This is a genomic window from uncultured Winogradskyella sp., assembly GCF_947498005.1.
In the GTDB taxonomy this organism is placed as follows: domain Bacteria; phylum Bacteroidota; class Bacteroidia; order Flavobacteriales; family Flavobacteriaceae; genus Winogradskyella.
The window spans coordinates 103,774-122,475 of record NZ_CANMIW010000002.1 but is presented as its reverse complement, the minus strand read 5'-3'; the positions used below and the strand labels follow the sequence as shown (position 1 = coordinate 122,475).

Below are 18,702 nucleotides of genomic sequence, written 5' to 3'. Positions count from 1 at the left end.
TCAGACTATTCCGTTTTGATAAAGTTTGAATAAAAGCAAATTAATAATTTGTGCCTCTTTAAGCAAATTTAAGGGAAAATGATTCAATTAAAAATTAGCTCGCCCGTGTATATCTGTTCTACATCTATATTTGGTGGTTGGTTTACAGAAATTAAATCTCCTGTTCCTAATAGTTGACCTGACAACGATTGTTGCGGATTTACAACCATATCATTACTACCACGATGATATACTGAAACATTTTCTGCAATTAGGTTTTCCCCTTCAACGCGTCCTACTCCAGAATAAAAACCAACAGATAAATTTTGTACTGCACCTTCAAGATAAAAGAATGAAATATTATTAGATACAATGTTTAAACTATTTGAGTTGACGTTTAATCTAAAATCACCTACTGTAAACTCACTACCTTCATTAAAATCTTCAGAAAATAATGATAGCGTACTATAATTAAGGACTCCGTTAGAAGAGATTTCATATTGTGAAGATGTTCTTATTTCATTGAGATTAGGGGCATCTACGTAAATTTTTGTGATACCATATTCTCTCACAAAATTACAGGAGTTATTATCGCTTAATACTAATTGATTCGCTATAACCTCAACGTTTATATCATTTAATAAATTCTCACCAGTTTCTATAATTACTTTATATTCTGAAGCCTCAGTAATAACTAATTCAATATTTCTGTTTACTAAAATGCGTTCAAAATTTGATACTAAAATTTCTTCTTGAACAATAGTGCCAGTCGTTTGAAAACAATCATTACCATCTTCACTATTACAAGCAAAAAGTGTAAAAAGAAATATATAAACTATTTTTTTCATAATTAAAGTCTAACGCCTAGTCCTAATTCTACAGCCTCAGCCTTAGCTCCATGTGATTTTAAGGTTACAGCGCCAAATAATTTTTTACCAAAATAGCGCTTTAAACCTACTCTGATATATGATCGTCCTTCAAAATCGTAAGGATAATACACATAGTAGCCTAATTGGGAAATAACAGAGAGCTTATTTATAAATAATTCATGACCGAGAAAGACACCTACACGCTTATAATCTTCATCTCCAGAGATATTATCTTCTGGAAACGCTATGGATTTATAATATATTAATTCTTTTAAAAAATTAGAGAAAAAGACATCTGTACCAAACTGTATTGCACTTATGTGGCTTAATCTTTTATCTGCATAACCAGAAAATATGTAAAACGGATATTGTTTAGTATCTATAACATCACTCTGATTTATGCCAGATCTAAATGCAAAATTAAATTTTACTTTTTCACTGAATTTATCAGTATCCAAATCCTTTATAAATTCTGGTTCTTCTGTATCAAGATTATAGGTTATACCTGCATTAAAAACAGTAGTGTTAACACTAGTATTTGGCGCTTTTGTATTGGCATTAGAATAATGCGTTAAGGACAAGCCTACCTGTAAACCAAAACGATTAAAAATTCGCTCTTTTTTGTAATTAAGCATTAAATAAGTCGCACTTAATACATCTGAGCCAAATGCAATATTTTTTGGATTTTGATACTTATCATAAGGATTAGTGCTATACGCTAAACCTTGAGCTATCCGTAACATTACATTACGTTTAAAAAAGTAAAAATTATAATGAGCGTATAAGGCGTAATTGTTGCCTAAAACTTCATTTTTAAAATCTTGATATGAAAAAGAAACACCATAGTCTGGATAGCCATAACGTTGTTCCCAATCTTGGTTACCAAATGTTTTCTTGTTCCAACTAAAGATAAAACCTTCTGGATGGCCTTTTATTAAATGTAGAATATCGTTGTTGTGAAGGGCAATATTGCCTCCAAAATAATTGAAATCTATATATGTGTTGTTTGCTTCTTGTTGGGCACTCAACACTAAAGATGAGAGTATAACAAATGAAACAATTAGTTTTTGCATTGGTAATTATTGATGAGTAAAAATAATCAATAATTACAATTAATTGCACTTAGACAAAAGAAGTCTATTTTACAAAATAGGCTACAATTAAAGATACAACTGCTAACATTAAAATTTGAACAAAAAATTTAAATTCTTTATTGTTTTTTCTAAGCAATCTCATTTTTTTGGGGTTTTAATTATGATGCAAATTACTTACTATAAAATGACTTCATTGTTAAGTAAAATCAATCAAATTGTTATTAAAAGTTAGTCATCAAAAAGTGTGGATGACAAATAACGATCACCACTATCACAAACAATAGCAACAACAATACCTTCATCTATTGTTTCTATCAACTTTAAAGCTGTTGCCACAGAACCTCCACTACTCATACCTGCAAAAATGCCTTCTTCTTTGGCGAGTCTTTTCGTAGTAGCTTTTGCAATTTGTTCACTAACTTCTATAACCCGATCTACTTTAGATTTATTAAAAATACTAGGCACATATTCTGGAGACCATTTTCTTATTCCAGGAATTCGAGATCCATCTTCTGGCTGAGCACCAATAATCTGAATATCCTTGTTCTGTTCTTTTAAAAATGTAGAGGTTCCCATAATCGTTCCTGTCGTTCCCATAGCAGAGACAAAATGAGTTATTTTACCGTCAGTGTCTCTCCAAATTTCTGGTCCTGTGGTTTTATAATGTGCCATCCAGTTGTCATTATTTTCAAATTGATTAAGCAAAGTATAACCTTCGTTATCTCTCATATTAAATGCAACATCTCTTGAGCCTTCAATACCTAAATCTGCTGACGTTAAAATTACTTCTGCGCCATAAGCTCGCATTGTTTTTACTCGCTCTTCTGTTGAATTCTCTGGCATTACCAATGACATTTTTAAACCAAAAGATTGTGCAACATAAGCTAAAGCAATCCCAGTATTACCGCTTGTAGCCTCGACTAAACGATCACCTTTTTTAATATCTCCTCTTTTTATGGCCTCAGATATCATATTATATGCTGGTCTATCTTTTACGCTTCCTCCAGGATTATTTCCTTCTAACTTTAAAAGTAATTTTACATTGGGTTTAGCCACTAAATTAATAGTCTCAACTAAAGGTGTATTACCTATTTGGTTTAAAATGCTCATTACTTTTATTTATTAGAAATTCGTATATCTGATTTGTAGGTCACTAATGATTCTTCCGGAATAGATTGCGTAATCCAAACGTTGGCACCTATCGTACTATTTTTCCCAATTACCACGTCGCCACCTAAAATTGTTGCGTTTGCATAAATGGTAACATTATCCATGATTGTAGGATGTCGTTTTTCGCCTTTCATTTCTTTTTCAACCTTAATTCCTCCTAACGTTACACCTTGATAAATAATAACATTATTGTGAATTATTGCAGTCTCACCAATAACAACACCTGTAGCATGATCAATAAAAAAGGATGTCCCTATTTTAGCTCCTGGATGAATATCTGTACCTGTAACACCATGTGCATACTCGCTAATCATTCTAGGTAAAATAGGAATATTTAGATGCCATAACACATGGCTAATTCTATACATTGTGATGGCATAAAATCCAGGATATGCTAAGTAAATTTCTCTTAAACTTTTTGCTGCTGGATCATTATTAAAAGCAGCTTCCGCATCTAACCTTAAAATTGGTCTTAATGTTTTTAGCCCTTCCTTAAACTGTGCCCATTTAGTATCGCAAACACCACATTGCAGTCCCTTAGAAATTTCAAAAAAAGAAGCTTTTAATAACTCTAATTGTTCATCTTCATCAACCGAAGTTTCTACAACACAATAGAATAATGCCTTAGCTAATTCCTCAACCTGTTCTTTAAAACCATTTGGTATATGCATAGAAACATCCATACTTTATAATCTTGAATTTAATAAGTTTTGCTAACTCTGTCGCTATCTAGCAACATACATTACTGTACAAAATTTAGTTTTATCTGATTCATCATTAATGTAATGCCGTAAAACTAAAAAAGCCAGTTATTCACTTAGATATGACAACTGGCAAATTTAAATTAATTTATATGAACTTAAACGTCTGGAGCCAATTCTATTTCTAACTCATTTAGAGCTTCGGTAATAGGAATTTGACAACTTAGTCTGCTGTTTTCTTTTACATTAAATGCCTCAGATAACATGGCATCTTCTTCATCTTCCATAGCATTTATATCATTATCTGAATTGACGTAACACTGACATGATGCGCACATTGCCATTCCGCCACAGACACCAATAGTTCCTTCTGGTGCTAACTCATAAGACCTAACAACTTCCATGAGATTCATGGCCATGTCTGTTGGAGCTAAAACGGTATGTTTTTCACCTTCTCTATCTGTTATATGAATGGTAACATCTTGCATTATACTATAGCTTTTACAACCGCTTTAGGCGATTCTTTTCTTGTACCATCAAAACCATTTATACCGCTTACCGTAGTGTATTTCAGTACAAATTTCTTTCCAGGATTTAATAATTTATAAGCCGATTGACACATTAAAGTTGCTTCATGAAAACCACATAGAATTAACTTTAGTTTTCCTTCATATGTATTTACATCACCAATAGCATATATACCAGGAATGTTAGTCTGGTAATCTAAAGTATCTACTTTTATGGCATTTTTTTCTATCTCAAGTCCCCAATCTCCTATTGGACCCAATTTAGGAGATAAACCAAACAATGGGATAAACTCATCTGCTTCTAAAATTTCTGTTTCGCCATCTTTAGTTACAGAAACACCTGTTAAATGATCTTCTCCATGTAAATCTGTAATTTCTGCTGGTGTGATTAAATTTATTTTGTTCAGCAATTTTAATTCTTGTACTTTTTCTACAGAATCTAATGCACCTCTAAATTCATTTCGTCTATGAACTAATGTTACTTCTGATGCTACATCTGCTAAAAAAATACTCCAATCTAACGCAGAATCACCTCCACCAGCAATGACTACTTTTTTATCACGATACACTTCTGGATCTTTAATGAAATAAGCAACACCTTTATCTTCGTATTTTTCAATGCCTTCTAACTTAGGTTTTCTCGGCTCAAAACTACCTAATCCACCTGCAATAGCAATAATTGGCGCATGGTGTTGTGTACCTTTATTCGTTGTTACTATAAAACTACCATCCTCTTGCTTATCAATAGTTTCTGCTCGTTCTCCCAAGGTAAAACCTGGTTGAAATTGTTTTCCTTGCTCTAATAAATTTGAAGTTAAATCACCAGCCAATATCTCTGGAAATCCAGGTATATCATAAATTGGTTTTTTGGGATATAATTCAGAACATTGACCACCAGGTTGTGGTAATGCATCAATTAAATGGCACTTTAATTTTAACAAACCGGCTTCAAATACTGTAAATAAACCTGTTGGTCCTGCTCCTATTATTAGTATATCTGTTTTAATCATAATCTTAATTTTTCAACTAATTCATTTCGAATTTGTTTATTTTTTTGGCTTAATTAAGCACTTCTTTTTGCATTTTGTTGCGCTAAATCTGCTCTAGAATATATGTCTGAGAGATCTACTCGTTGGTTTACAACTTCCCCAATAATAATTATTGCTGGATTTGTTAATTGCTTTTCTTCAACTATAGATTCAATATTTGAAATTGTTCCTATACCAACTTTTTCATTTGCTCTTGTTCCGTTTTGAATAATAGCTATTGCTGTTTCAGATTTCCCTTCATTTGAAAAGATCTGCACAATTTCTGAGAGTTTGCTCATTCCCATTAAAATAACAACTGTTGCTGTAGATTTCGCTGCCAAAGCAATATCTCCTGATATTTTATGAGATTGTGTAGTTCCTGTAATTACCCAAAAACTTTCAGATACATGTCGTTTAGTTAATGGAATTCCTTGTGATGCAGGTACAGCTGCAGAAGATGACACACCTGGTACAAATGCAACTTCTATTGCATATTCTTTAGCATACTCTAATTCTTCTGAACCGCGACCAAAAATAAATGGATCACCTCCTTTTAAACGTACCACATGACCGAACTTAAGTGCACGCTCTACAATTAATTCATTGATTTGATTTTGATGATACGCGTAGCATCCTTTTTGTTTTCCTACAAAGATTAACTCAGCATTTGGTGCTGCATATTCTAATAATTCTACATTAACTAATGCATCATATAAAATTACATTTGCCGACTTAATTACTTTTATAGCTTTCACTGTAATTAGATCTATATCTCCTGGACCTGCGCCAACTATGGTTAATCTTGGTGTCATACTATTAAATTTTAACTTCAACTTGCGATTCTCTATAATCTCTAACAGCTTTCAAAAATTGCTCTGCTGCTTTTATATAGCTACTTGCAAATTCTTCCTTTGGTGCAAACTCTTTTATTTGATAGATAATATCTGCGAAAGAACTTCCTAAATCTATACCTCCTGTTTCAACAAATAATTCATCAAATTGAGAGATTATATTAGCATGTGTATTTGTTTTCTTGTTTTCTGCTAACAATGATGCTTTTGCAGAATTGACCATGGATTGATATGCATAATAAATAGCACCAGAATATACTTTGTTCTCGAAAGCCTCTTTTGCATTATCTATTTTTTCATCACTTTCTAAAAATAATGTTGCGATTAAGTCAATTACAACACCTGCACATTCACCAATACCAATCTCTTTTACATATTTTTCTTCTTCTCCCCAATCAATAAAATCATCTTGAGTTAAATTGGTAACGTCTTGTAAGTCGCTTAAGAAATTGTAAAAGTATTTTTCTCCTTTTTCCTTATAATAGTCAACAAACTGTTTACCATTTGCATTCGCTTCAAAATCATCTAAGACTCTTCGTAAAGCTTCAGGAGCTCTTTTACTTGGCACTTTTACAACCTTATCTGCAAATGCACCATTACCATTTCCTAAATTTCCTCCACCTAATAATACTTGTAATGCTGGTGCCACTAATTTTTCTGGAGTTCTCACAGTCATACCTTGAAAACCTATGTTTGCCATGTTGTGTTGTCCACAAGCGTTCATACAACCACTTATCTTTATAATAAGATCTTCATTTTTTAAATATTGAGGATATTCTGCTTTTATCACTTTCTCTAATTCTACAGAAATACCTGTACTACTTGCTATACCTAAGTTACACGTATCTGTTCCTGGACAAGCTGTGATATCTACTGCCTTATTATAACCAGCTTCTACAAAACCTAATTTCTCTAATTCTTGATAGAAAAAAGGAACTAGTTCTTTCTTTACAAACGGAATTACTATATTTTGACGTAAGGTTAAACGAATTTCTCCTGCGGCATATTTATCAACTAAATCTGCTAACAAACGTGCTTTATCTGTATAAAAATCGCCTAATAACACTTTAATCCCAATGGCTACAAAACCGTCTTGTTTTTGAGGAATTAAATTAGTTGACTTCCATAAATCAAATGCCTCTTGGTCTTTTATTTCAGTATTAGGTGTTTCTACAGAAACTGGTGTGGAAGCCACATAAGCATCTGCATCAATGGCAACTGTTTTTAATTCAATAGCGTTTTGTTCTTGTTCTATTAAATCTTTAAAAGCTTCTAAACCGATATCTTTTAATAAAAATTTCATTCTTGCCTTAGCACGACTCTTACGTTCACCATAGCGATCGAAAACCCTTAAAACACCTTCCATTACTGGAATAATTTTATCAGATGGTAAAAATTCGTATAACGTTTCTGCATGACGTGGTTGAGAACCCAATCCACCAGCTGCCATCACTTTAAACCCTCTTACTCCGTTTTCAATTTTAGCAATAAATCCTAGATCGTGTAAATACGATAAGCCTGTATCTTCGTCTGTTGAAGAAAATGACACTTTAAATTTACGTCCCATTTCTTGACAAATTGGGTTACGTAAAAAGAACTTATATAATGCATCTGCATATGGAGATACATCAAAAGGTTCGTTTATATCAATACCAGCTGTTTCGGAAGCTGTGACGTTTCTTACTACATTTCCACAAGCTTCACGTAAGGTTACATCATCTCGTTCTAACTCTGCCCATAACTCTGGCGTTCTGTTTAAGTCTACATGATGAATTTGAATATCTTGACGTGTTGTAATATGCAATCTTCCTCTAGAATATTCATCTGAAACTTCAGAAATTCTGCGTAATTGATTGCTCATTACTTTACCATAAGGTAATTTAATTCTAATCATTTGCACACCTTCTTGGCGCTGACCATAAACTCCTCTGGCTAACCTTAGGCTTCGAAATTTTTCTTCGTCAATTTTACCATTGTGAAAAAGCTCAATTTTATTAGCTAATTCAATGATGTCCTTCTCTACTATCGGGTTTTCTATTTCTGTTCTAAAACTTTGCATGTGTTCTATTTATTGAAAGTGAATTCCACATTCTCTATTAAGTAGCGCTTTAATGGGATCGAAGTAATAGCCATTCTTTTCTAATTGACGTTCTTCTATATATGTATCTAAATCGGCATCACTCCAATAGTAAAATGGACTTACTTTGAGTATACCATCTTTACTGTAACTTAAAATATCTTTTTTGTTCCTGTATTCCGTTTGCCTAACTCTAATATTAGTAAACCATATATCTGGATTCTGCTCTTTTAAGGCACGTCTAAATGGTTCTAACTTCACTGCTTCTGAAAAAACAGCATGATTATCATCTTCTAGACTTGGTAAACCTATTGTTGCATCAATTTCTTCTTTAGTATATAAACTCTGATATTTAAGAATATTAAGCTTATACTTTTCTATTAATTTTGAAGCATGCTCATAAGTACTTGGTTGGTTATAAAGTGTATCACACCAAACTACTCTTATATCTTTATCGAGTTGAGACATAGTGCTAAGTAATACAGATGAGTATATACCAAAACTTGTGGTAACAATATAATTGTCTGAAAGCTGTAATGCCCATTCAGCAATTTCACTAGGTGTTTTGTCCCTTAGTTTTTTATTCCAAATGTCTATATCTATGTTTATCATTTCGTTATTTTAAATAATTCAAAGGCATTTTAAGAGAAAGAAAGTATGATGTCTAATAACTAAAATCTTCTACTATTGCGCTTTGCATTAATTGCTATTAATTTACTAATCCTTAAACCCTATCGATTTAGTAGGATAATGCAAACATAAAACATTTATTTGAATGAATCATGTGAAAAATTCGAAAAAATAAGTGTGAAAAATTCAGAATCTGCTAATTAGACAAATCTGCTAAGGTTGTATTACGAAATATTTCTAAAGTATTATCGCGCACTTTTAGCATGAGTTTATTTACTGCACAAACATCTTCGTCTGTGCAATCGTCGCATTTTTCGTAAAAATTTAAACTCACACAAGGCACCATTGCAATTGGCCCCTCTAATAAGCGCATAACCGTAGTCATAGGGATTTCTTTAGGGTCTTTTAATAAATAGTAACCTCCTCCTTTACCTTTTTTAGATCCTAATAATCCATTTTTTCTCAAGGATAGCAAGATACTCTCTAAGAATTTTCGAGATATATTTTCTGATTGAGAAATGGTAGAAATTTGTACAGGCATACGGTCTTCTTGCCTAGCTAAATAAACTAATGCCTTTATTCCGTATTTTGTTTTTTTTGATAACATTAGGTTATAATACGTGTTTTAATAACAATATACTAATTTGTTGTGTGTGATTTATCTAAAGCGTAAAATGTTGCCTGTACATAATCGTCATCATTACCTGAGTTGTTGACATGATAAACTCCTGCTTTAAAATACATATATTGACCACCAACATTAAAACCACTATTAACCATATCTATAGTTTTAATTACATCTGGTTTACCTTCTCTTATAATGGTACATGTTAAACTATCGCCAACAACTTTAATTGTATAACTAAACACTTCATTTAAAGCAATTCCATCTTCAGGATTTGCTGCACTATTACTTCTTGAGCCAATCATTTCATGCCATTGTTCATCACCATTACCATCTGTTGGCTCATGAGCAAAATAAATTGATCCCAATTCATTGTTCAATAATTTTCTATAATAAATACGAATAGGCTCATCATTATTTGCATGAATTTGACCTATTATTACACGACCAATATGACTACTGCTCCCTGTTGTCGTAACGTGATTAACCGCAAGTGTAGCATTCATTACACCATCATAAGCAGCAGCAGCATTAATGTCTGAAGTTGGAGCAGTACCAAAAACCCAGTTATTTCCGTTTACGCCTTGAGTACCTATACTCGTGTTAGTTCCTCTTAACATTTCTCGTAATTCAACCCTAGTATAACTCGTATTTTCGGATGTTGTAAAACCTGCCACTGGACATTTAAACACCATTCCACCATCTGAAGCTGTATAGAAATAAGAGCTGTTTTGATAACCTTGTATATCGCTTACTGAAATCGTTGAAGCTGTACCGTTTCCTTGGTCATCAGGTATACTTAATTTCCATGTAGATAAATCAAAATTATCAGAAGGTGGATTGTTTGGGTCTAAAACACCTGTTTCTTCACCTGCTGCTTGAGATACTGAAACAACTCTCGAAATATTACCACCAGAAACTGTTACGCTTCCTGTTCTATTATTTAAGGTTGTATTAGTCTGCGCAGTAACATAAACGGTACCATTATCAGATCCACTAATTGGTGAAACAGTAATCCAATCTGCGTTTACACTTACGCTCCAATCTAAATTAGAGGCCACTGTAATGTACTGCGTTTGTTCATTTGCCGTAAATTCAGAAACTCCAGTTAAGGTTAAATTTTCTGTAACATCATCTTCATCAGAATCCTTAGAACTACAACCAAATAGAACTGTAAAAATCAATAAAGAACAAGCCAAGGATAATAATTTCATGCGTGTATAATATTTTGTAAAAAGTCTAAAATACGTGACAAAACGAATACTTGATGATAATTTATATAAAATAAGTAATCTTCGTTTTGAAGGATTTATAAACCCATGCAACAAAAATAATAAAATAAAGCATAAGCATTTAACGCTAAAAAAAACATAAAAAAAATGAAATGGATTTAATATTCATTTAATTTTTCTACTTTTGCATTATCAAAATTTAGAGGAAAAATTTGATCTGATTGCAACCTCTGACGTTGAAAAATTTTCAGCCGAAACAAAAAATGCTAAAGCAGTAAGTTAAGGACTTCTCTAGCGACCAAGCAATCTCATTTTTTTTCATAACACGATACCTAAAAATAGGATTTATGGCATATTTATTTACTTCAGAAAGTGTTTCTGAAGGACACCCAGACAAAGTCGCAGACCAAATTAGTGATGCATTAATTGACAACTTTTTAGCTTTTGACAAAGAATCTAAAGTGGCTTGTGAAACATTAGTAACAACAGGACAAGTAGTATTAGCTGGTGAGGTAAAATCAAACACCTATCTCGATGTACAGAAAATTGCAAGAGACACAATTAACAAAATCGGATATACAAAAAGTGAGTATATGTTTGATGGTAATTCTTGTGGTGTTTTTTCTGCTATTCACGAACAGTCTGAAGAAATTAATCGTGGAGTAGACAGAGCTACTAAAGAAGAACAAGGTGCTGGCGACCAAGGTATGATGTTTGGTTATGCCACTAATGAAACTGATAACTATATGCCTTTGGCTTTAGATTTATCACATAGAATTTTACTTGAACTTGCAGAACTACGTCGTGAGAATAAAGATATAGATTACTTAAGACCAGATTCTAAAAGTCAAGTAACTATAGAATATAGTGACGACAACACACCTCAGCGAATTGATTCTATTGTAGTTTCTACACAACATGATGAATTTGATGCAGACGAAATAATGTTGGCTAAAATTAGAAAAGATATTGTTGATATATTAATCCCAAGGGTTGTTGCAAAATTACCTGAAGCAATTCAGCAACTATTTAATGATGATATAACTTACCATATAAACCCAACCGGAAAGTTTGTAATTGGTGGACCTCATGGAGACACAGGTTTAACTGGTCGTAAAATTATTGTAGACACTTATGGCGGAAAAGGTGCGCATGGTGGAGGTGCTTTTTCAGGTAAAGATCCAAGTAAAGTGGATAGAAGTGCTGCATATGCAACAAGACATATTGCTAAAAACTTAGTTGCTTCAGGTTTATGTGAAGAAGTATTAGTGCAAGTTTCTTATGCTATTGGTGTTGTAGAACCAATGGGTATTTTTATTGAAACTTACGGTACTTGTCCGTTTAATTTAACTGATGGCGAAATTGCTAAAAAAGTTGAAAAAATCTTTGACATGAGACCAGCTGCAATTGAAGAACGTTTAAAATTACGTCAACCAATGTATAGCGAAACTGCAGCATATGGACATATGGGAAGACAACATGAAACGGTAAGTAAATCTTTTACACAACCAAATGGTGAGTCTATTACTTTAGATGTAGAATTATTCACTTGGGAAAAACTAGATTACGTTGATCAAGTAAAAGCTGCTTTTAATATTTAAATTCTGTTTAAGCCTATAAAAAAGCCCCTATCTAAAAATAGTTAGGGGCTTTTTTCAATGTCCATTTTATATTACTTTTTTATATACGTAATAAATGAAAATGCATAAGCATGCTTTTCATCAGCACGATGAGTAGTTCTACTAACTTCTTGCCATTTTGTTTTATCAATTTCTGGAAAAAAAGTATCAGCGTTTTCAAAATTAGAATGCACTCTTGTAATCTCTAATTTATCTACTAAAGACATGGCTTGTTTGTAAATTTCTCCTCCGCCAATAATAAAAGGCTGTTTATCAAATCTTGCTGCGTCAATTGCATCGTCTAATGAATTTACTACAATTACTCCTTCTGGTACTTTATAGTCTTTCTGCCTAGTAATAACGACATGTGTTCTATTTGGTAATGGCTTTGGGAAACTTTCAAAAGTTTTCCGTCCCATTATAATATGGTGACCATTTGTTAATGATTTAAAATGCTTAAGGTCGTCAATTAAATGCCATATTAATTTATTGTCTTTCCCTATGGCATTATTTTCTCCAGCAGCAACTATGATTGTTAACTCAGTTGCCTTTTTTTTTTCTATTTCTATAGCGCCATCTTTAACTTCATTATAAGCTTGTGTTTGAGCTATTTTAGTTTCTTCCTTTACAAAGTTTTCCTTCAATTTATTAATTCTATTTTGTTGTTGGTTTACTAACTTCTCTAATTGCTGTTTCTCCCATGCTTTACCCATAAACTTATTGGTGATAAATACACTTACAAAATGGTAAATAAGTAAAAACAACCAGCCAATAATTGCAAACACAAACCAGTTAATACCAGCAATTTTAAAGTTTTTTCCAATCCCTAAAACGGTTTCAGATAAAATTAAAATAATAGATCCAATTAAAAACACCACAAAATGAATGTACAAACGCTTCTTTTGCTTAATTCGTTTTTGAGCATTTTCTATAAGCTCTAATTGGTCTTTATCTATTGTAGAAACTTGTTTTTTCTTCCCAAACATGATCTTAATTTAATAGTATAAAGATACCTTTTTTTTCATTTTAATATTACTGTATCATTTAGAGTTGCTAAAAATTTTCATTTCGCAATCGATTTAGTTGAAAATCAGGCATAAAGAATTCATTCTCAGGATTGTTAATCCATTAAAATTAGAGTTTATTTATTATTTACTTCAACAAAATGCAAAGTCAAAATTGAGAAATTCATAATTCTTTAGTTTTAAGTTTCTTAATAGATTAATGATGTCTTATTGTTTTATACTTTTGCCTTGTAATTAAATTAATTATTATGGCAATTAAAAAGCAGTATTTAAAAAGCAAGCCTGTTTGTAAGGTAACATTTTCTGTACCTGCAGAAGAGGCAAAAAGTGTAGTTGTTGTTGGAAGCTTTAACGAGTGGAACGCAAAAAAAGCTACTAAATTAAAGAAATTAAAAAACGGTACTTTTAAAGCAACTGTTGATTTAGAAAAAGACAATTCTTACGAATTCAGATACCTTGTTGATGGTAAATCTTACATCAATGATGAACAGGCAGATTCTTATGCTTGGAGTGACTTTGCTGGAGCAGAGAATGGTGTTATCAACTTATAAGATACTACATTATCTATAAATATAAAAAGCGTTTCGATTTATTTCGAAACGCTTTTTCTTTAATAATTACTTCTTAAATTTATATAGCAACCTTACCTTTAATGTGAGCATGCGGATTATAATCTACTAAGGTAAAATCTTCGAATTTAAAGTCGAAAATATCTTTTACATCCGGATTTAAAATCATTTTAGGTAATGGTCTAGGCTCTCTAGATAATTGTAATTCTAATTGCTCCCTATGATTATTATAAATATGCGCATCACCAAATGTGTGAATAAAATCGCCTGCTTCATAACCACAAACTTGTGCCATCATCATAGTAAATAAAGCGTAAGAGCCTATATTAAAAGGTACACCTAAAAAGATGTCTGCACTACGTTGATACAGTTGACAAGATAATTTTCCATCTGCCACATAAAATTGAAAGAATGCATGGCAAGGCGGTAAAGCCGCTTTTCCGTTAGCTACATTCTCTGAAAAAGATTTAGATGTATCTGGTAAAACAGAAGGATTCCATGCAGAAACCATCATTCTTCTACTATTCGGATTATTTTTTAAAGTTGAAATAACTTCTTTTATTTGGTCAATGTCTTCACTGGCCCAATTACGCCATTGATGACCATAAACAGGTCCTAAATCGCCATTTTCATCAGCCCATTCATTCCAGATTCTTACGCCATTCTCTGTTAAATACTTAGTATTTGTATCGCCCTTTAAGAACCAAAGCAGCTCATGTATTATAGATTTCAAATGTAACTTTTTGGTGGTTACCATTGGGAAACCTTCGCTTAAATCAAATCGCATTTGATAACCAAAAACAGAGGTTGTACCTGTCCCTGTTCTATCTCCTTTTTCGTTGCCTTCGCCTAAAACGTGTTTTACTAAGTCGTGGTATTGTTTCATGTGCACTTCCCACAAAAGTGAGAATCCTTTTAAATTAAACTAAAATTTTGTTATGATGAGATGCTTAAATTGAAGATTCATATTTTTTTTAAACTAAAGTAAATCAAATGAATAAACTAGTTCAGCATGACAGCTTACGAAAATAAAAAAAAAGCATCAAAATTAAATATTTGATGCTTTACTATATATGATAAGTTATTAACTATAATTTTAAAGATTCCTGTTTTCGCAGGAATTGGCTACCCAATAATCATACCTGCAATGGTAGCCGAAATCAACGAGGCAATTGTCCCTCCTATTAGAGCTTTCATTCCAAATTTAGATAGCTGCTTACGTTGTCCTGGTGCCAAAGAACCAATACCTCCAATTTGAATTCCGATGGATGCAAAATTTGCAAAACCACATAGCATGTATGTTGCCATTATTATTGATTTCTCATATGTTAGATGAGTTGTATTAGCAACATTCTTTAAATCTGCTAATTGTATATATCCTATAAATTCACTGGCTGCTAGTTTGATTCCTAATAATTGCCCCATTAACATCATGTCTTCTTTAGCCACACCAATTAACCACATTAATGGTGCGAATACAGTCCCTAAAACAGCTTCGAGAGAAAAGTTTTGATATGGTGTATTTGCGGCCATCCAGCCATTTAGAGATGTAACATCCCCTACCCAACCAAGTATACCATTTATCATTGCAATAAATGCAACAAAGACTAAGAGCATTGCTCCTACATTCACAGCAAGTCTTAAACCTTCTGTTGTTCCGTTAGCAATAGCATCTAGAATATTTGCTCCAATTTTTTCTTGAGATACGGCAACATCAGTATTTACTTTTTCAGTTTGCGGAAATAATATTTTCGAAATGACAATGGCGCCAGGTGCAGCCATTACTGAAGCTGCTAATAAATGTTTAGCATAAAATAAACGTAGAGCAGGATCATCACCACCTAAAAAACCAATATAAGCTGCAAGCACTGCTCCTGCAACTGTTGCCATTCCACCTATCATTACAAGCAGAATTTCAGACTTTGTCATTTTTTCTAAATACGCCTTTATTAATAATGGAGCTTCAGTTTGCCCTAAGAAAATATTTCCTGCAACACTCAAACTTTCCGCACCTGATATTTTTAAAGCTTTAGATAACAACCAGGCCATTGCTTTTACTACCTTTTGTATTATTCCAAGATAGAATAATACAGATGTCAATGCAGAAAAGAATAATATGGTAGGCAATACTTGAAATGCAAAGATGAATCCATAAGAATTCACATCCATAACTCCACTGAATAAAAATTCACTACCTGCTCTGGTAAAATCTAAAATATTTATAAATACTTGTCCAATGCCTTCAAAAGCATTTTTAATGAATTCAACTCTTAAAACTCCTACAGCAATTAGTAATTGAAACGCTAGACCAATACCAACTGTTCTCCAATTGATTGCTTTACGATTACTACTAAATAAAAAGGCAATAAATATTAAGGAAATCATACCTAGAATACCACGCCAAAAACTAGTGAAAGTAAAGCCTTCACTTTTAATAATAGCATCATCCGTTACTGCTTGTATTATATAACTAGGATGCCCTTCTGATACATATGTAAGAACGTCATCTCCCTTTTTTAGTTGTAATGTTGTTGTATCTTGTTTTAAGATTTCATAATATATATCAACCGTTGTAGGGACTTTTTGTTTAAAAACTATAAGGTTATTATTTTGAAGCCAAACACCTTTGTTATAGCTGCTATTAAGAATAGATTCATATTCTCCATTTTTACTTAGATTCAGAAATTCTTTACCTTTTGAAAATTGTTTTTGCTCTTGAATACTATCTGGATAGCTTTCATAAATTGTATATTCAAATAACTGCCAATCTTTAAGTTTTGAATCTCCAATCTCAGATATTTGGAGTGGGACATCTTTTCTGGTTTCTATGTTAATGGAATCATTTATGGGTTTTTCAAGTTCTTGTGCTGTAATTGATGAGAGTCCAATAAATATAGCAAGAAAGGCCTTGAAAAAATAATTCATAAAATGTAGTGTTAGTTAGCGTTTAGAAATTTCGTCTCTTAATTTAGCTGCAGTTTCATAATCTTCATTATTAACTGCTTCATCTAGTAGCTTGTGTAGTTCTTCTAGAGACGCGTTTTTATAACCTTCTTGTTCTACTGAAGCAGCTTCAATTTCTTCAACAATAAGGTCATCAACAAGAATACTATCTTGTTCTTCGTCTTCCTTTTTAGGATTAACTTTTAGATAAATACCTGCTTTATCTAAAATATTTTTATAAGTGAATATTGGTGCATGAAAGCGCAAGGCTAAAGCTATAGCATCACTAGTTCTTGCATCAATTATTTCTTCAATTTTATCGCGTTCGCAAATTAAACTTGAATAAAACACACCATCCACCAGCTTGTGTATGATTACTTGTTTTACCACAATATCAAAACGATCAGCGAAGTTTTTAAATAAATCATGAGTGAGAGGACGAGGAGGACGTATTTCCTTCTCTAAAGCAATAGCAATAGATTGGGCTTCAAAAGCACCAATAACTATTGGTAGCTTTCGATCTCCATCAACTTCATTAAGTATTAAAGCGTAGGCACCATTTTGGGTTTGACTGTAAGAAATGCCTTTTATATTTAAACGAACTAAACTCATAATTTACAAAACACAAAGAACTGTTTAAATTTGGACTTTACCAACTGCAAAATACAGATTTGGCTAATTTCCCCTATACTTTCGATAAAATGTTAGTATAAAGGAGTTTTCTAAATTTAAACAGTCCTTATTGTTACCTTATCTATTTGAATAGATAAAATATTGAATTTTAAAGGTAATAAAATTATGCGTTTGCCGCTTTAAAAGCTTTTAATTTTTCAATTAATTTTGGAACAACCTCAAATGCATCGCCTACAACACCATAATCTGCAGCTTTAAAGAAAGGTGCTTCTGGGTCTGTATTTACTACAACTTTTACTTTAGACGAATTAATACCTGCTAAATGCTGAATAGCGCCTGAGATACCAATTGCAATATATAAATTAGAAGCTACAGGCTTACCTGTTTGACCAACGTGCTCACTATGTGGCCTCCAACCCAAATCTGATACTGGTTTAGAACATGCCGTTGCTGCCCCTAATACTTCGGCTAATTCTTCAATCATCCCCCAATTTTCAGGTCCTTTTAGACCTCTTCCTCCTGAGACAACAACTTCTGCATCGGCAATACTTACTTTGTCAGTAGCTTTATCTACAGACTCTACAGATACTCCAGAATCTGGAACTGATGGAGAAAAGTCTTCAACTGAAGCACTTCCTGCTGATTCAACAATACCAAATGAATTATTAGATAAACCTACAATTTTTACATCTGTAGTAATTTCTGTATTGGCAAATGCTTTGTTTGTAAATGCAGAACGTTTTACTGTAAATGGAGATACGTTAGATGGCGCAGCTACAACATTAGACACATAACCAGCATTTAAACCTACTGCCAATAATGGCGCTAAATATTTACTATCTGCGCTAGAACTAACCACAACTACTTTTGCATCTTCACTCTTGGCTGCTTCGTTTATAACTGCTGCATATTTCTTAGCATCAAATGACTTTAAACTATCATCATTAACTAAAAGTACTTTTGAAGCTCCATAATTCCCAAGTGTTTCAGCTTGCTCTGCATTAATAGCAACAGCTGTCACTGAACTACCCATTTGGTCTGCCACCGCTTTAGCGTAAGAAACTACTTCTAGAGCTGTTTTCTTTAATTTTCCGTTTTCGGATTCTGTATATACTAGAATTGACATAATT

The 18,702-nt window shown here is 32.6% G+C and carries 18 protein-coding genes; 2 read left to right on the top strand and 16 right to left on the bottom strand.

Annotated features, from left to right (window positions below; translation table 11 throughout):
• Positions 1-83 precede the first annotated feature (83 nt).
• From Q0891_RS03900 to Q0891_RS03850, 11 genes are all read right to left on the bottom strand, one after another.
• Positions 84-827 carry a head GIN domain-containing protein gene (locus Q0891_RS03900; RefSeq protein ID WP_299098930.1) on the bottom strand — a complete coding sequence of 248 codons (744 nt, stop codon included), beginning with the start codon at positions 825-827 and terminating at the stop codon, positions 84-86.
• A 2-nt stretch (positions 828-829) separates the two neighbouring features.
• A complete protein-coding gene (locus Q0891_RS03895) occupies positions 830-1,921 on the bottom strand; it encodes an acyloxyacyl hydrolase (RefSeq protein WP_299098928.1) in 1,092 nt (363 codons plus the stop codon).
• Between the two features lie 249 nt (positions 1,922-2,170).
• The gene (cysM, locus tag Q0891_RS03890; protein ID WP_299098926.1) at positions 2,171-3,052 is read right to left on the bottom strand and encodes a cysteine synthase CysM; all 882 of its coding nucleotides are present in this window, start codon (positions 3,050-3,052) and stop codon (positions 2,171-2,173) included.
• Between the two features lie 5 nt (positions 3,053-3,057).
• A complete protein-coding gene (gene epsC, locus Q0891_RS03885; RefSeq protein WP_299098924.1) occupies positions 3,058-3,795 on the bottom strand; it encodes a serine O-acetyltransferase EpsC in 738 nt (245 codons plus the stop codon).
• Between the two features lie 176 nt (positions 3,796-3,971).
• A complete protein-coding gene (locus Q0891_RS03880; protein WP_299098922.1) occupies positions 3,972-4,301 on the bottom strand; it encodes a 2Fe-2S iron-sulfur cluster-binding protein in 330 nt (109 codons plus the stop codon).
• Positions 4,301-5,350 (bottom strand): NAD(P)/FAD-dependent oxidoreductase, encoded by a 1,050-nt coding sequence (locus Q0891_RS03875; protein ID WP_299098920.1) that lies wholly within the window; start codon positions 5,348-5,350, stop codon positions 4,301-4,303. Before Q0891_RS03875 ends, Q0891_RS03880 begins: the two co-directional genes overlap by 1 nt.
• A gap of 53 nt (positions 5,351-5,403) precedes the next feature.
• Entirely contained in the window at positions 5,404-6,180 is a 777-nt protein-coding gene (gene cobA, locus Q0891_RS03870; protein WP_299098918.1) for a uroporphyrinogen-III C-methyltransferase, read from the bottom strand.
• A gap of 4 nt (positions 6,181-6,184) precedes the next feature.
• A complete protein-coding gene (locus Q0891_RS03865) occupies positions 6,185-8,278 on the bottom strand; it encodes a HEPN domain-containing protein (RefSeq protein ID WP_299098916.1) in 2,094 nt (697 codons plus the stop codon).
• Between the two features lie 9 nt (positions 8,279-8,287).
• Positions 8,288-8,908: a phosphoadenosine phosphosulfate reductase family protein gene (locus tag Q0891_RS03860; protein ID WP_299098914.1), complete on the bottom strand. Its 621-nt coding sequence runs from the start codon at positions 8,906-8,908 to the stop codon at positions 8,288-8,290.
• A gap of 214 nt (positions 8,909-9,122) precedes the next feature.
• Complete coding sequence (locus Q0891_RS03855) at positions 9,123-9,533, bottom strand: Rrf2 family transcriptional regulator (protein ID WP_299098912.1); 411 nt, start codon at positions 9,531-9,533, stop codon at positions 9,123-9,125.
• Positions 9,534-9,565: 32 nt separating this feature from the next.
• On the bottom strand, positions 9,566-10,765 hold the full coding sequence (locus tag Q0891_RS03850; protein ID WP_299098910.1) for a polysaccharide lyase family 7 protein: 1,200 nt from the start codon (positions 10,763-10,765) through the stop codon (positions 9,566-9,568).
• A 365-nt stretch (positions 10,766-11,130) separates the two neighbouring features.
• Between Q0891_RS03850 and metK the strand changes: the two genes are divergently transcribed.
• Complete coding sequence (gene metK, locus Q0891_RS03845; RefSeq protein WP_299098908.1) at positions 11,131-12,384, top strand: methionine adenosyltransferase; 1,254 nt, start codon at positions 11,131-11,133, stop codon at positions 12,382-12,384.
• Between the two features lie 71 nt (positions 12,385-12,455).
• Here the strand turns inward: metK and Q0891_RS03840 are convergent, their stop codons facing one another.
• Positions 12,456-13,388 carry a dihydrofolate reductase gene (locus Q0891_RS03840; protein ID WP_299098907.1) on the bottom strand — a complete coding sequence of 311 codons (933 nt, stop codon included), beginning with the start codon at positions 13,386-13,388 and terminating at the stop codon, positions 12,456-12,458.
• 287 nt (positions 13,389-13,675) lie between these two features.
• Here Q0891_RS03840 and Q0891_RS03835 point away from each other — a divergent pair, with 287 nt between their 5' ends.
• Complete coding sequence (locus Q0891_RS03835; RefSeq protein ID WP_299098905.1) at positions 13,676-13,978, top strand: isoamylase early set domain-containing protein; 303 nt, start codon at positions 13,676-13,678, stop codon at positions 13,976-13,978.
• Between the two features lie 79 nt (positions 13,979-14,057).
• Here Q0891_RS03835 and Q0891_RS03830 read toward each other — a convergent pair whose 3' ends face one another.
• From Q0891_RS03830 to Q0891_RS03815, 4 genes are all read right to left on the bottom strand, one after another.
• Positions 14,058-14,882, bottom strand: a complete 825-nt coding sequence (locus Q0891_RS03830) for a thymidylate synthase (RefSeq protein ID WP_299098903.1) — start codon at positions 14,880-14,882, stop codon at positions 14,058-14,060.
• A gap of 239 nt (positions 14,883-15,121) precedes the next feature.
• A complete protein-coding gene (locus Q0891_RS03825; RefSeq protein WP_299099674.1) occupies positions 15,122-16,462 on the bottom strand; it encodes a nucleoside transporter C-terminal domain-containing protein in 1,341 nt (446 codons plus the stop codon).
• 474 nt (positions 16,463-16,936) lie between these two features.
• Positions 16,937-17,551, bottom strand: coding sequence for a bifunctional nuclease family protein (locus Q0891_RS03820; protein WP_299098901.1), 615 nt, complete (start codon positions 17,549-17,551; stop codon positions 16,937-16,939).
• A gap of 184 nt (positions 17,552-17,735) precedes the next feature.
• On the bottom strand, positions 17,736-18,698 hold the full coding sequence (locus Q0891_RS03815; protein ID WP_299098900.1) for an electron transfer flavoprotein subunit alpha/FixB family protein: 963 nt from the start codon (positions 18,696-18,698) through the stop codon (positions 17,736-17,738).
• Positions 18,699-18,702 lie beyond the last annotated feature (4 nt).